This is a genomic window from Arthrobacter sp. 08Y14, assembly GCF_002929455.1.
In the GTDB taxonomy this organism is placed as follows: domain Bacteria; phylum Actinomycetota; class Actinomycetes; order Actinomycetales; family Micrococcaceae; genus Arthrobacter_B; species Arthrobacter_B sunyaminii.
This window is the reverse complement of sequence record NZ_PJIX01000002.1, coordinates 1,041,913-1,056,357: the sequence shown is the minus strand read 5'-3', so window position 1 is coordinate 1,056,357 and position 14,445 is coordinate 1,041,913. Positions and strand designations below refer to the sequence as shown.

General features: G+C 64.4%; 16 protein-coding genes. 8 read left to right on the top strand and 8 right to left on the bottom strand.

The window, feature by feature from the left end:
* The first annotated feature begins 479 nt into the window (after nt 1–479).
* From CXR03_RS18630 to CXR03_RS18625, 3 genes are all read left to right on the top strand, one after another.
* On the top strand, nt 480–2,051 hold the full coding sequence (locus tag CXR03_RS18630) for a GH25 family lysozyme (protein WP_258073602.1): 1,572 nt from the start codon (nt 480–482) through the stop codon (nt 2,049–2,051).
* Between the two features lie 186 nt (nt 2,052–2,237).
* Nucleotides 2,238–2,384 carry a hypothetical protein gene (locus CXR03_RS18305; protein WP_181032299.1) on the top strand — a complete coding sequence of 49 codons (147 nt, stop codon included), beginning with the start codon at nt 2,238–2,240 and terminating at the stop codon, nt 2,382–2,384.
* A gap of 181 nt (nt 2,385–2,565) precedes the next feature.
* Nucleotides 2,566–3,870: an S-layer homology domain-containing protein gene (locus CXR03_RS18625; protein ID WP_258073601.1), complete on the top strand. Its 1,305-nt coding sequence runs from the start codon at nt 2,566–2,568 to the stop codon at nt 3,868–3,870.
* Between the two features lie 29 nt (nt 3,871–3,899).
* On the opposite strand, the gene CXR03_RS11405 is transcribed toward CXR03_RS18625, so the two are convergent.
* A complete protein-coding gene (locus tag CXR03_RS11405) occupies nt 3,900–4,880 on the bottom strand; it encodes an SDR family oxidoreductase (protein WP_104103864.1) in 981 nt (326 codons plus the stop codon).
* Between the two features lie 40 nt (nt 4,881–4,920).
* Nucleotides 4,921–5,259: a hypothetical protein gene (locus CXR03_RS11400; RefSeq protein WP_104103863.1), complete on the bottom strand. Its 339-nt coding sequence runs from the start codon at nt 5,257–5,259 to the stop codon at nt 4,921–4,923.
* Between the two features lie 72 nt (nt 5,260–5,331).
* Here CXR03_RS11400 and CXR03_RS11395 point away from each other — a divergent pair, with 72 nt between their 5' ends.
* On the top strand, nt 5,332–6,066 hold the full coding sequence (locus CXR03_RS11395) for an SOS response-associated peptidase (RefSeq protein ID WP_104103862.1): 735 nt from the start codon (nt 5,332–5,334) through the stop codon (nt 6,064–6,066).
* A 42-nt stretch (nt 6,067–6,108) separates the two neighbouring features.
* Here CXR03_RS11395 and CXR03_RS11390 read toward each other — a convergent pair whose 3' ends face one another.
* Nucleotides 6,109–7,077, bottom strand: coding sequence for an aldo/keto reductase (locus CXR03_RS11390; RefSeq protein WP_104103861.1), 969 nt, complete (start codon nt 7,075–7,077; stop codon nt 6,109–6,111).
* 158 nt (nt 7,078–7,235) lie between these two features.
* On the opposite strand from CXR03_RS11390, the gene CXR03_RS11385 reads away from it, so the two are divergent.
* The 4 genes from CXR03_RS11385 to CXR03_RS11370 all read left to right on the top strand — a co-directional run bounded on the left by CXR03_RS11385 (nt 7,236) and on the right by CXR03_RS11370 (nt 10,588).
* Nucleotides 7,236–8,072, top strand: a complete 837-nt coding sequence (locus CXR03_RS11385) for an aldo/keto reductase (RefSeq protein WP_104103860.1) — start codon at nt 7,236–7,238, stop codon at nt 8,070–8,072.
* 69 nt (nt 8,073–8,141) lie between these two features.
* Complete coding sequence (locus CXR03_RS11380; protein ID WP_104103859.1) at nt 8,142–8,930, top strand: thioesterase family protein; 789 nt, start codon at nt 8,142–8,144, stop codon at nt 8,928–8,930.
* 5 nt (nt 8,931–8,935) lie between these two features.
* Nucleotides 8,936–9,754 (top strand): lipoate--protein ligase family protein, encoded by an 819-nt coding sequence (locus CXR03_RS11375; protein WP_104103858.1) that lies wholly within the window; start codon nt 8,936–8,938, stop codon nt 9,752–9,754.
* Nucleotides 9,755–9,802: 48 nt separating this feature from the next.
* A complete protein-coding gene (locus CXR03_RS11370) occupies nt 9,803–10,588 on the top strand; it encodes a winged helix-turn-helix domain-containing protein (RefSeq protein WP_258073600.1) in 786 nt (261 codons plus the stop codon).
* 23 nt (nt 10,589–10,611) lie between these two features.
* Here the strand turns inward: CXR03_RS11370 and CXR03_RS11365 are convergent, their stop codons facing one another.
* From CXR03_RS11365 to CXR03_RS11345, 5 genes are all read right to left on the bottom strand, one after another.
* Nucleotides 10,612–11,487 carry an alpha/beta hydrolase gene (locus tag CXR03_RS11365; protein ID WP_104104118.1) on the bottom strand — a complete coding sequence of 292 codons (876 nt, stop codon included), beginning with the start codon at nt 11,485–11,487 and terminating at the stop codon, nt 10,612–10,614.
* A 91-nt stretch (nt 11,488–11,578) separates the two neighbouring features.
* Nucleotides 11,579–13,009: a lipase maturation factor family protein gene (locus CXR03_RS11360; protein ID WP_104103856.1), complete on the bottom strand. Its 1,431-nt coding sequence runs from the start codon at nt 13,007–13,009 to the stop codon at nt 11,579–11,581.
* Nucleotides 13,010–13,015: 6 nt separating this feature from the next.
* Entirely contained in the window at nt 13,016–13,606 is a 591-nt protein-coding gene (locus CXR03_RS11355) for a recombinase family protein (protein WP_104103855.1), read from the bottom strand.
* A gap of 208 nt (nt 13,607–13,814) precedes the next feature.
* A complete protein-coding gene (locus tag CXR03_RS11350) occupies nt 13,815–14,021 on the bottom strand; it encodes a helix-turn-helix transcriptional regulator (protein WP_104103854.1) in 207 nt (68 codons plus the stop codon).
* Nucleotides 14,021–14,431, bottom strand: coding sequence for a DUF2975 domain-containing protein (locus CXR03_RS11345; protein WP_181034563.1), 411 nt, complete (start codon nt 14,429–14,431; stop codon nt 14,021–14,023). Before CXR03_RS11345 ends, CXR03_RS11350 begins: the two co-directional genes overlap by 1 nt.
* Nucleotides 14,432–14,445 lie beyond the last annotated feature (14 nt).

Sequence of the window (14,445 nt, the reverse complement as noted above, 5' to 3'; positions counted from 1 at the left end):
TCCAATGCCCATCGGATTCCGGCAGGGGAGCCTGCCGGATGATTCTGACAGTACCCGCTGATGTGCAGCAGGTGGCTGGTTTCCCCAAAGGCCAGCACCTCAGTGCTGACCGGGAAACATTCTGCGGCAGAGGTTATTCGGATGGCGGCTCCGGTTGCCAAGGCAATGAACTTCAAAATGTGAGTATGTAACGATTTACCTGCAAAGTACTCTAGTCGGCCCGTGCAACCTGACGTCCGGAATTATCTTGGCCTACCGTAATAGCAGGCTCCGGGAATCAATCCCCTCGCCGCGACAAACGGTGAATCAGTTCTCCATTCCCACCTTTTCCCGGGAGAGGCGGCTGCATCGGGGACCGGAACAGCCGAACGGCAAGGCTGGGGGGCTGCGCAGTGCGGCAAAACGGTAATCGAAAACCTTTGTGGTTTTTCACATCTGCGTAATGCGCGGGAACACCAACAACACCATCCAGGAAATAAATGAAAACGACGACGCTTTCCACTGGCCTCACATCGGCAGCGCTGGCAGCCTTGCTGGCCGTCACCTGCTTGGCAGGTCCGGCCGCGGCTGCCGTCCCTGCTATGGGCGCTGACATGCCTGCCTCCAGCCTCAGTGAGGCCGAGCAAGCCAAAATCATTGGTGAGAACGGTGCACGGATGGGCCAGGGTATCCACCGCCTCACCGTGTCCGGCGATGCCCAGCTGCCGGCCCCCGATGAGATCCTCGAAACGCCCGGAGCCGGCGACCCTTCGGCGTCGGATCCCGAGGCGGGGACATCGTCGCCTACCGGATCTGAACCGCAGACTGCTGCGCCTGACACTGCTGCTCCTGACGCGGCCGAACCCCTGGGCGGAAACTGGCGTCCCCCAGGAATCCAGGGCATGGATGTCTCCAGCCACCAGGGCAATGTCGACTGGAACCGTGCCTGGGCTCAGGGAGCCCGGTTTGCTTACGCAAAGGCCACCGAGGGAACGAGCTACAAGAACCCGAACTTCAACCAGCAGTACGGCGGATCGTACAACGTGGGTATGGTCCGCGGCGCCTACCACTTTGCGCTGCCCAATGTGTCTTCAGCTGTTGATCAGGCCAACTACTTCGTCAACAACGGCGGAGGCTGGTCAGCGGACGGAAAGACACTTCCGCCCCTCCTGGACATCGAGTACAACCCCTACGCTTCCCTGGGAAATACCTGTTACAACATGAGCGCAACCCAGATGGTCAACTGGATCAAGGCGTTCTCCAACCAGGTGAAGGCCCGCACCGGCCGCACCCCGATGATTTATACGACCACCGACTGGTGGTCACGGTGCACCGGCAACAGTGCGGCCTTCGGGGACAACCCCCTGCATATTGCCAGCTACAACGAGGTGGGCGCCGGTCCGCTCCCGGCGAGCTGGAGTTACTACAGTGTGTGGCAGTACAGCAGCACCGGACCGTTTGTGGGGGATTCAAACGTTTGGAACGGGACTCAGGCCGCATTGACCGCTTTCGCCCGGAACGCGCCTGCCGCGGCGGGACCGTTCAAGGATGTACCGGCCAATTCACAATTCGCCAAGGACATTACCTGGCTTAGGGATGCCCGGATCACCACGGGATACGCGGACGGGACCTACCGTCCCCTGGAACCGGTCAGCCGCGAAGCCATGGCAGCCTTCCTGTACCGGGTTGAGGGCAGACCCGCCTACACCCCGCCGGCCCAGTCCAAGTTCAAGGACATCGCGGGAAGCGAGTTCTACAAGGAGATCAACTGGCTTCGTGCAAAGGGTGTGGCCACCGGCTGGAACGGCACCCAGTTCGGACCGAAACTGGCCATTAACCGGGACGCCATGGCCGCCTTCCTCTACCGGTTGGCGGGAAGCCCCGCCTACAGCGCTCCGCGGGTCTCGCCGTTCAAGGATGTGGCGGTTAGCAACATGTATTACAAGGAGATCAGCTGGCTGGCTGCCACCGGGATCTCCACCGGCTGGAGCGACGGAACTTTCCGTCCCTACGAGCCGATCAAGCGTGATGCAATGGCGGCTTTCCTGCATCGCTACGACACCAAGTTCTAGCTCTGCCCGCACGGCACCCGGCGGAGGGCTGCTTCATGCACCGTTCGCCGGGTGCCGGGTGCCGGGTGCCGTTCGCCGGGTGCCGCCGAAGGGTGACGGGTGCCGGGGGCCGGGTGCCGCCGAAGGGTGACGTAATGAACTCCGGATCGGTCACCCGGGGTCTGCGGCGCCGATACGATTTAACGCATGAACATCGAACTGCGGATCCCGCCGAAACTGGGACGGGAGCTGGAGGAGCTGGCTGAAGAACAGGGGGTTCCCGTGGAAACCCTCATGATCAACGGAGCCCGGCTGCTCCTGGAGCACCGCAACCGCCGGAATCACCTCGCCTAACCGCATTCCAATAACCAGCGGACAGCGTTTCCGGCATTCCTGCCTTCCGGCTGGGACAATAGATTCCTGCGGATTCTTGCGGGTATCAAACGCTGAAGTGTCGGACGATAAATCCGGCCAATCCATTTATCGTCCGGACGATGGACTAATATCGCAGCGTGCCGCTACGATAAACCCAATCATGAAAAAGAATACCGCCTTCCGGACTGCTGCCGTCCGTGTCCTCTGTGCCTTAGCCCTTGCGTCCGTTGCCGTTCCGGGAAGTGCTGCAGCCGCTGCGCATCCGGTGCGCGGAACTGTTGCCGTACCGGCGGTTGAGGTGCAGCAGCCGGAGGTTCCCGACATTCCTCCCGTGGCTCCGGATACCCCGAAACCTGACCCCGGTCTTCTGTCTCCGGAAGCGGCTCAGGCATCCGTCGATGCGGCGGCCGCTGCGGCCGGAGTATCCGGCTCGGGTGCAGCCGTTCCGGATGCCTCAGTGGAAGCGGTCCGGAGCGACGCCTTCGCTTCAGCAGTGTTTGACCTGATGAATGCCAAGCGCCGGGCGGCGGGGGTTCCCGCACTGATCTGGAACCAGCAGATCGCTGACGGTTCCCAGGGCTGGGCGAACCATTTGCGGGTTGCCACAGCAGATCCGAACTTTGACTGGAACGGCATTCACCGCCCCGATGCCGGCCTGTCCGTCATTCCTTCCGGCGCCAACTGGTACGGGGAAATCATCGCGTTCAACTTTTCAGCGGCGTCCGTGGTGGATTGGTGGATGAATTCTCCAGCCCACCGGGCTGCGATGCTGGATCCGCGGGAGACGCATGCCGGGGTGGGCTACGTAGTGCCCACCAGCGGACCGTACAAGGGATGGCATCTGGTGGTCTCCAACCTGGCCGGTTACCCCAAGGCCGCTCCGCCGGCTCCGGTGTCCCCCTTCAGCGATCTGCAGAGCGGACAACAATTCCTGTCCGAGATGAACTGGATGCACGCCAAGCGCGTCTCCACCGGGTGGGCAGAAAAGAACGGGACCAAGACATACCGTCCTTTTGAGGCGGTGTCCCGGGAAGCAATGGCGGCTTTTATGTATCGGCTTTCCGGTTCACCCGCATTCACGCCACCGAAGAAATCCCCCTTCGCGGATGTTAAAACTTCCCATCCTTATTACAAAGAAATAGCGTGGTTGTCGGCCAAGAAAATATCGACGGGCTGGAAGCAGAAAAACGGCACGCAGATATTCCGTCCCGGTATTCCGGTGTCCAGGGACGCCATGGCCGCCTTCCTGTACCGGCTGAAGGGGTCTCCAAAATTCACGGCGCCCAAAACATCGCCTTTCACCGACGTTAAGAAATCCCACCAGTTCTACAAGGAAATCTCCTGGCTCGCGGCCGACGGGGTGTCCACCGGCTGGCCCGCCGCAGGCGGCGCTTCGGAGTACCGGCCAGGACAAACCATCGCCCGTGACGCCATGGCCGCATTCATGAAACGCTGGGCTTCCTAGCACCTTCGTCGGTGCAGGATCCTTTCGGATCAGCCCGCCGCGGCGGCCAGCTGGTCCGAAAGGGTCATGAATCCCGGGTCAATCTTCTGTTCCGCGGGGTGGGCGTCGTACCAGGCGAGGATTTCCGCCGCACCCTGGACGAAGGGGATTTGGGCGGCGAACCCCGGTACCAGCGACTTGATCTTGGTGTTGTCGAAGATGACCGAGTGGGACTTGTCGCCCAGCAGGCCCGGCCCGCGTCCGGGATCGTGGGCGGCAATGGTGTCCGACGAGACATGCACCAGCCGCGGTTCGGGCACACCCGCCGCCGCGGCCAGAATCCGGTAGATCTCATTCCACGGCAGGAACTCATCCGAGGTGATGGTGTAGCTGTCACCCACGGCCGCGGGCCGGCCGAGCAGGCCGGTGAACGCACGCGCAAAGTCGCGGCTGTGTGTCAGGGTCCACAAGGAGGTGCCGTCCCCGTGGACGAGGACGGGCAGCCCCGCCCGCATCCGGTGCAGGTCCGTCCATCCTCCCGTGAGCGGAATCATGGTTTGGTCGTAGGTGTGGGAGGGGCGGACCACGGTTCCGGGAAAACCCTCATCCCGGTAAGCGGCGGTGAGCAGTTCCTCGCAGGCAATCTTGTCCCGCGAGTACTGCCAGAAGGGATTGCGCAGGGGAGTGGACTCCAGGATGGGCAGCCGGGCCGGCGGTTTCTGATAGGCCGACGCTGAGCTGATGAACACATACTGGCCGGTGCGGCCGCGGAAGAGCTCCATGCTCGCCGCCAGCTGCTCCGGAACAAACGAGATGAAGTCCGCAACGGCGTCGAACTCGCGGCCGGACAGGACTTCGGCAGCCGCCCTCGGATCACGGATGTCCGTGTGCAGGACCTCGGTCCCGGCGGGAGCCGGCCGCGAGGTTGAGGCTCCGCGGTTGAGGAGGGTGACCCGGTGGCCCAGTTCAGCCGCATGCCCGGCCACGGCGGAGCTGATGACCCCGGTTCCGCCGATGAGAAGAATGTCCATGTGTGCTCCCTGCTCGGATCCAACGGCTGCCGGAGCCAGTCTACGGAGTCTCGGTTTCTGCGCCACCGGTGCGCTCGCCAAGGCCCGTCTTTCGGCCGCCGCTGGTGCGCCGGGTGACGGCTGATGCCCACACCCACGTGGCGCGCCGGACGCCGGCGTCAGTCCACAGCACCTGGACCGCCTTGGCATTCCAGGTGCAGGCTTCGCCCTTGACCCGCTCGGCGGAGCTGGGAAACCGGATCCAGGCCCAGACGGGAATCCCCGGCACCGACGTGGCGGCGGGGTGGTGTTCGAAGTCCAGCTCCTCGGGGGTGAGTTCAATCGGCTCCGCTCGCCGGGCGTAGCGGGCGGCGATCCGGGCTGCCGCATCCTGATCCATACTTAAAAGTAGAACACATATTCGAATAGGGCCTGCTCTGGAGTTCTCCGCTGCGGCGGGCACAATGGGAGCATGTGCGGACGATATGTGATGGCCAAGGCAACATCTGACCTGGTGGCAGCCTTTGCCGCGGAGCAGGCTGTGGGTGAGGACATTGCTCCGTCCTGGAATGTGGCCCCCACCGACAATGTGCGCATCGTCACCGAGCGCGTCCACCGCGGGGAAGAGCACGACGACGACGGCCGGCCTGCCGCGGTCCGCCGGCTGGCCACGGCCAAGTGGGGTCTGGTGCCGGTATGGGCGAAGGACCCGAAAATCGGATCCCGGATGATCAATGCCCGCCGGGAAACGGTGCTGGAAAAGCCGGCGTTCCGCAAGGCCGCCGTGAAGCGCCGGGCGCTGGTGCCGGCCGACGGCTACTACGAATGGGAAAAGTCCGGCAAGACCAAAATCCCCACGTACCTGTATTCGCCGTCCGAGGATCCGCTGGCCTTTGCCGGTCTGTATGAGTTTTGGCCTGATCCTTCCCTGCCCGAAGACCATGAACACAAATGGCTGCTGAGCTTCACCATCATCACCACCGAAGCCAGCGATGCACTGGGCCATATCCACGACCGCACACCGCTGATCGTGCCCCCGGACCTCTACTCGGACTGGCTGGACCCGGAACTGACGGAAACCACGGGTGTGCAGCAGCTGCTGGATGCCATCCCGGAACCGGTGCTGACCCCGCGGGTGGTGTCCAACGAGGTCAACTCGGTGCGCAACAACGGGCCCGAGCTGATCCTCCCGGCGCAGGAGGCATAGCGGGCGAAAGACGAATTCACCGAATCTTCCGCCCGCTGCCCCTCACCAGGCGTAGTCCTCCGGCGCGGTGCGGTGGCCGGGGAAGATGGTGTCGAGCTTGGCGAGCGCCTCGTCGTCGAGCTCCGTGTCCAGCGCCTTGAGTGCGTCGTCGAGCTGTGCCTGAATCCGCGGACCGACAATTGGGGCTGTGACGGCGGGCTGGTGCAGCAGCCAGGCCAGGGCCAGGATGCCGGGGGCAACACCGAGCTCGTCGGCGAAGTCCTCGTACTGGACCAGCGCTTCCCGGTGGGTTTCCAGCGCTTCCTTCGCCCGTCCCTCCGTGCGCCGGCCACCCTCCTCGGTCTTCCTGATCACGCCGCCGAGCAGGCCGCCTTCCAGCGGCGACCACGGCAGCAGTCCCAGACCGTACTGCTGTGCCGCCGGGATCACTTCCAGTTCCACGGCACGGGTGATGAGGTTGTAGATGCTCTGTTCACTGACCAGCCCCGTGAAATTCCGGCGCTGGGCAGCCTCCTGGGCGCGGGCGATGTGCCAGCCGGCAAAGTTTGAACTGCCGTTGTAGATGATCTTGCCCTGCTGCACCGCCACGTCCATGGCCTGCCAGATCTCGTCCCACGGAGTGTTCCGGTCAATGTGGTGGAACTGGTAGAGGTCAATGTAGTCGGTTTGCAGCCGTTTCAGGCTGGCATCCAGGGCCCTGCGGATATTCAGTGCCGACAGGAACGTGTCATTGGGGCGTTCACTCATGGATCCGTACAGCTTGGTGGCAATGACCGTATCCTCGCGCCTGCCGCCGCCCTTGGCGAACCAGCCGCCCACAATTTCTTCGGTCCAGCCCTTCTTGTCCCAGCCGTAGACGTTGGCGGTATCAAAAAAGTTGATGCCTGCCTCCCGTGCGGAGTCCATGATGGCATGGGCGTCCGCTTCCTCGGTCTTGGGCCCGAAGTTCATGGTGCCCAGGCACAGGCGGGAGACACTGAGGCCGGAACGGCCCAGGTGGGTGTACTGCATGGAGGAATCCTCACGTAGTGGACGGCTGAGCACCGGCCCCGGGCAGCGGGACCGCGGATGCAGGACCCATTCTGCTCGTCCGGGCACTCCCGGGCTAGGGGTATCCAACAGTTCCCGCGGGAAATAGGGTGGAGGCCAAACGCACTGAAAGGCACTCAATGACGCATGAACATGTCCCGGGACTGGATCTGAACAATGGAGTCCGCATTCCGCAGCTGGGCTACGGAGTCTTCCAGATTCCCCCGGAGAGCACCCAGGAAGCCGTGGAAAGTGCCCTCGAAGCCGGCTACCGCCACATCGACACGGCAGCCGGTTACAAAAACGAAGCAGCGGTGGGAGCCGCCGTCGCAGCGTCCGGGATTGCCCGCGAGGATCTCTTCATCACCACCAAGCTCCGCAACGGGGACCAGGGCCGGGCACGTGCCGCGTTCGAGGACAGCAGGGAAGCGCTGGGCCTTGAGCACGTGGATCTGTACCTGATCCACTGGCCGGTTCCCTCGCAGGGACTGTACCTGCAGGCCTGGCAGGACCTGGAGCAGATCTACGCCGACGGGCTGGCGCGCGCCATCGGCGTTTCCAACTTCCTGCCGGAGCATCTGGACGAACTCACCCAGGCCGCAGACGTCCCGCCCGCCGTCAACCAGATCGAGCTGCACCCCACCTTCCAGCAGCGGGCGCTCGCGGATGCGTCCCGCCGCCACGGCATGGCGGTTGAGGCGTACAGCCCGCTGGGGCAGAGCCGGGATCTGACGACCAGCGCTGTAGTTGATATTGCGCGGCGCCACGATGCAACACCGGCCCAGGTGGTGCTGGCCTGGCACCTGGCCTCCGGGAACATCGCCATCCCCAAAACGGCCACTCCGGAGCGGATGCGGGAAAACCTCGCCGCCGTGAGCCTGGAGCTCGCTCCCCGCGACATGGAACAGATCAACGAGCTCGACGCCGGCTCAAGGATCGGTGCGGACCCCGCCACGGCCGCCTTCAGCCAGTACTGACTCAGGCACCCCGGAGCCGCCGCTGATGTAGCCTGAGACACAAACCTGAACCACAAGGAGGGCACATCTGTGGCCGAGTCGTATTACCGCGCCCTGGGCGAGGAAACCTTTGAATCCACCATCCATACGCAGGGCGCCTGGAATGAGCACGAGCAGCACATGGCACCCGTGGCCGGCCTGCTGGCCCACGCGCTGGAAACCTGCAGTCCGCGTCCGGACATGCGCGTGGCACGGATCAGCTACGACATTCTCGGCGTCATCCCACGCGGCACCTTCGACGTGCGGACCAAGGTCCTGCGCCCGGGGCGCACCATTGAACTGCTGGAAGCGGAACTGATTGCCGGCGGTCGGGCGGCGGTGCGGGCCACCGCCTGGCGGCTGGCCCTGGGATCCACCGGCGAAGTGGCGGCCCTGGAGGACGCTCCCATGCCCGGGCCGGACGGCCTTGAAGAAGCCCGCGGAATGACCGAGTGGCCGGGTGAGTTCATCGGATCACTGGACTTCCGTGCCGTGCCGGGCCTGCGCCCGGGCCGGGGCCAGGTGTGGATCCGCACGCCCTACTCCATGCTGGAGGGGGAAACGACGTCGGACCTGGCGCGGATGGTGGGCCTGGTGGACACCGCCAACGGCATCGCGGCCCGGGTACCGCCGGGCGGGGACAGCTACATGTTCCCCAACGTAGACCTGCAGATCCACCTTCACCGGACGCCCCGGGGGGAATGGCTGGGGCTGGACACCCGGGTCACGTTTGGAACCGACGGCATCGGACTGACCTCCTCCGTGCTGCACGATGAGCAGGGGCCGTTCGGCCGCAGCGAGCAGATCCTGACCGTGCGCCGGCTCGGCGGGCAGGCTTAGGAACCGTGTCCGCTGTCACCTTCCTCTCCACGGGCGGAGCCGCTGCTGCAGAGCCGCTCACCGTGGTGCGACAGGAACAGAGCCTGGGTGCGGCGGCGGATCTGCACTTCGCGCTCGGAATGCTGGACTCAGCCAAGCGGGGGGAACTGGGGCCGACGCTCCGCCTCTACCGTCCCCGCCCCACAGTGGCGCTGGGCCAGCGTGACGCCCGCCTTCCGGGGTTCGATGACGCCGTGCGGGCCTGCCGTGCGCAGGGATTTGAGCCGCTGGTGCGCAAGGCCGGAGGGCGTGCAGCGGCCTACCATCAGGGCTGCCTCGTGGTGGACCACGTGGAGCCCGGGACCAATGCAGTGGCAGGCTCCCGGGCACGGTTTGCCGCCTTCGGTGACATGTATGCCTCGGTGCTGCGGCGGGCAGGTGCTGATGCCGCAGTGGGTGAGATTCCCGGAGAATACTGTCCGGGCGAGTTCACTGTCCACGGCACCACGGCCGGCGGTCGGAAGATCAAGCTCGTCGGCACGGCGCAGCGTGTGGTCTCCGGTGCCTGGCTCTTTTCCTCGGTGTTTGTGGTGCAGGATGCCGCGCCCCTGCGGCGGGTACTGGACGAGTGTTACGCGGCACTGGGCCTGGACTGGAACCCGGACACGGCCGGCGCCGCGGAGGACACCGGCACCGTTGACCTGGAAGGTGTCGAAGCGGCCCTGATCGAGGCATATGCTGCCCGCACTTCGCTGGGCTTTGGCGATTTCGACACGTTGGCACGGTCCCTGCAGCCCGCCGCCGCGGTGTCCGGCGCCACTGCAAGCCAGCGATCCCTGCTGTGATCAGTAAGCTGGGTGATGGATCTGCACGTGAGAAACGAAGGAGAGACGTTGGCAAAGAACAGCATTGAAAATACGGCACTGAGGCTGAGGGCAGTTTTGGAGGTCCTGGCAGCGGAAGATCCCTCCGCCGAGCGCCGGATCAGCAGGGGAGAAGTCCTCTCTGCCGCCGTGTCCCGGGTGCCCTTGACCGGCAGCGAGGCGGAACTGCTGGCCAGCGGGTCGGCACGCGGAGAACGTGCCCTGTCCAACGCCAGCAGCAAACTGGTCAAAGCAGGCTGGATCACCAAGGAAGGCCGGGCCGGTTGGAGCATCACCGCCTCCGGCCGCCGGGCACTTCAGGATTTCCCGGACACCGCCGATCTGCTGGCTGCCATGAACGGCAAGGCTCCGGCCGCCGTACCGCCCGCAGCATCCGCTGACGTGGAGGAAGTCATTGAAGGAGCGCTGCAGGAAGCTGCGGCAGTTCCCGGAATCCCACCGGAACACCATGGTGCCCACGAGGGCGCCGAGCTGCCCGAACCCTCCTTTCCGCAGCCGGACGCCGTCGTTATTGCCGGCAACATGGGCAGCGCCCTGGGCCGGGCGGACTGGGACCCCGCCGGTCTGCAGCTCACCTTTGACCGCAGTGACGAGCTTTGGAAGCTCACTGCGGACCTGCCCGCGGGCCACTATGAATACAAAGTGGCGCTGGACGGATCCTGGGACGAAAACTACGGACAGCACGGACACCGGGACGGCGCCAATCTGAACATGGTGCACGACGGCGGCCCGCTGACGTTCCTGTACGACCATGCAACGCACACGGTGGTCACTAAGCCGGACGTCAGCGCCTAATCAGGTACCAGCCTGATCGGGTACTAACCGTCCGCCGGTTCCGGCGAGAGCCCGTGCCGGTTCAGGAACCCCAGCACGGCTTCGGCCAGAATCTGCCACCCGTGGTCGATCACCAGGGAATGGCCGCTGCCTTCCAGTTCCGCGTACTCGGTGACTGACGCCGAGGAACGGTAGCGGCGCGCAGCTGCCCGGACCACCGAGGCAGGAACCACGCGGTCACGGCCTGCACCCACCAGCAGCAGCGGACCCCTGGCGGCGGCGGTGTCCATCCGGACCGGCGTGCGCGGATTAAGGTTCGCCACCGCGGCCTGGAACAGCGGCCGTCCCGGTGCCGGCATCACACAGGTGGCGTGCAGGTCATAGGATTCGCGTTCGGAAACGGCATTGGCGAAGTTCCGGCGGAAACGCTGCGGGGTTTGGCGGACGATTGTGTGGACGTTCCGCGGGTTCCGCAGCACAGGCAACAGGGACGCCAGCTGGACAGGCGGCAACCGCAGGACACCCCGGAATTGGACCGGAGCAACCGCAACTGCCCCTGCTGCAAGCCTGCGGGCCAAAAGCTGCTGGGCCAGCAGCCCGCCAAAGGAGTGGCCCACCAGCACCGGAGGGCGGGGCAGCCTCCTGATGAGTCCCTCATAATGGCTCAGGGCTTCGGCCACTCCGGTTCCGGCCATTGGTTCCGGAAAGGCATTGGCGGCAGGAAGGCTATCCGGTTCGCCCGGCCAACCCGGAGCCCATGGCGCATAACCGCGCTCCTGAAAGAGCTCCAGCCAGGGGTCCCAGCTGGTGGAGTGGAGCCACAGTCCGTGGATGAACACCACGGGGGTGCGGTCCTCGAACACCGGGGCGTCCGAATCCAGGGCAGCGAAAGGAATGGGCGGGCTCCCCACTGGGGTCATGGTCAGGGCTCCTCGCATCGGCAGTAATCCGGTCCGCAGGCTGGGTGGTAACTGGTAAGTCTGCCATTGCCGGGTTTCCCGGCGGTAGGTGTCAGGGAACGATTCGCCGGACCGGATCGATGAGAAAGCCCGCTGGCTCGCGGACCCACCACACCCCGTCGGCCCGGCGTTCCGCAGCCGTGGAAAAACGGTAGCGGTACACCCGTGCACGCACCCACCGGGGAGGTGTGCCGGCAAAGGGATCGGTGCGCAGCAGGGCCAGGGTGCGGCGGTCGCCGTCGAGCAGTTTCTGCAGCAGCACGGGAAACCAGGATCCGCCGGAAGCGCCCAGCGCCAAAAACCACATCAGCCAGTCCAGCCGCAGATGGTACGGAGCGAACTGGCGGGGCATCCTGCCCGGATCACCGGGCTTTCCCTTGAATTCGTACTCCCTCCACTGGGCATCGGGACCCGGCTCGTCCAGTGTCCCCTCGATAACCACCTCGTTGCGGGAACGGGTGATACTGCCGAACGCGCCGTACGCGTTGGACAGGTGCCAGCGGTTGAAGCTGGCGTTCATCAGCTGGTTTTTGCTGAACAGATTCCGCAGCGGCTCCCACGCCCAATAGAGCATCAGCAACGTCACAGCCAGTACGACGACGGCGAACCAGACCGGGGTGGCCTCAGCGGGCGGGGTGCTGAAGGCGGCTCCGGGCAGCAGCGCCTGGAGGTTCGAGTTTGCGACTGCGCTGAAGGCGAGCAGGACGGTGAGCACGTTCAGCCAGGCGAAGTTGCCGGAAAGGATGAGCCACAGCTGGGTGATGATGACGATGAGCGCCGCCACTCCGGCCACCGGCTGCGGAAAGAACAGGAAAAAGGGCACCACCAGCTGCGCGAAGTGGTTGCCGAGCACTTCGGCCTTGTGCAGCGGTTTGGGCAGGCGGTGGAAGTACCAGCTGGCCGGATTGGGCATCGGCTGCGTCTCGTGGTGGTAATACAGTGCGGTCAGATCCCGCCACACCCGGTCCCCGCGCATCTTGATCAGTCCGGCGCCGAATTCCAACCGGAACACCAGCCAGCGGAAGAGGAAAAGCACCGTGACCGGGGGAGCCACCTCGTTGGAACCCAGGAACGCGGCCAGGAAGCCAGCCTCAAGAAGCAGTGATTCCCAGCCGAAGCCGTAAAACGTCTGGCCGATGTTCACGATGGACAGGTACAGCCCGAACAGCAGCAGGAAGGCCAGCATCGGCAGCCAAGGCGGTCCGGTCTGTGGCAGCCCGGCCACCAGCAGGGCTGCGACCGCGGCGCCGGTCCAGGCCACGGCCAGCAGGAACCGGTCCGAATAATGCCAGCGGAACAGGGTGGGAATGCCGCGTCCGGCGGTCCGGGCCAGAAACCGCGGTGCCGGCAGCAATCCGTGTTCACCCAGCAGCGCCGGGAACTGGTTGACGGCGGAGATGAAGGCGATCAGGTACACGGCGGCGATGCCGCGCTGGAGCACCTGGCGTGCAAACTCGTATCCTTCGGCGTTGAAAAGATCCATGGCACGTCAGCCGTTGGGCTCAGAGGGCGGCGTTCGTTGGACGATGCGGTACACCGTGCTGCGGGCGACCTTGAAGAGTTCGGCAATTTCGGTGGTGGTGTGTTGTCCCGCGTTATACAGGGAGACCACGTGTGCTTCCTGCGCTTTGGAGAGTTTGGGCTGCTTGCCGCGAAGCCGGCCTTTTGCCTTGGCGATCTGCATGCCTTCCCGGGTTCGGGCCCGTATGAGGTCGGATTCGAACTCGGCAACCATGGCCAGGACGTTGAACAGCAGGCGGCCGACGGGGTCCGACGGATCGTGGATGGATCCGCCGATACTCAGCTTCACATTTTTCTTCGTGAGTTCTTCGAGGATGTCCCGGGCGTCGGGCAGGGAGCGGGCGAGGCGGTCGAGCTTGGTGATGACGAAGGTGTCCCCGTCACGGACCGCGGCCAGGGCCTGACGCAGTCCTGGCCGGTCACGGTTGGTGCCGGTCAGCCCGTGGTCGGTATAGATCAGGTCCTCCGGGACACCGAGAGCTGCGAGTTGGTTCTGCTGAACAGTGAGGTCCTGCTCGCTGGTGGAGACGCGGGCATAACCGACAGTGTGGGCGCTCATGGATCCGAATGTAGCGGTTGCGCTACCTTCACCGGGCATACGAGTGGGCGGGGTATACGCGAATTCGCAGGTCAAACAGGTATATGGACATTCCGGGATAGGTAAGTTGGGCGGATGCGCCCTGGTGGGGGACCGGCTTGCGGGCCCGAGTTCGGAGCCGGGCGCCCTTAGCGAACGGGCCTGTAGGGATGGGGTGGTGCAGGGAGAGTCATTCCTCTTCCCAGAGCAGGATCTCGCCAGGTTGGCAGTCGAGAACGCGGCAAATTGCCTCGAGGGTGGAGAACCGGACAGCTTTGGCTCGCCCATTCTTGAGGACCGCGACGTTTGCGGGGGTGATCCCTACTCTGTCTGCGAACTCACCCACTGAGAGCCCACGCTCGATCAAGAGAGCATCGATCGTTACTCGGATCGGCATCAGACGACCCCGTCGAGTTCCGTCCGCATGGAAGCTGCGCTGCGCAACAAGGAACGAAGGGTGAGCAGGACCAGAGTCAGCGTGGCTCCCACGAGCGCGCCTCCAATCAGCAGGAGCCCTAATACCGGCGGCCCAGGAATGAGGAAAAGCGTTCCTGCCACGACGACAGTCGCGATAGCAAGTGCGACTGCCATGATGTCAACGAGTCTCAGCGATGACGAAGTGAAGATGCGGCTGTCCCTGATGTATCCGACAAGAATCCCGGTGATCACGAGGACGACTTGAATACATATACCGAACAGGATCGCAGCACTGACCAGTGGAGTCTCAAGTTCGGAGAACTCCGGATAGTCCGCCGCCATTGACCGGGCACTGAGAACGACGAAGATCTGTGCGGTGATGACTGTCATTAGAAGCAAGGCGA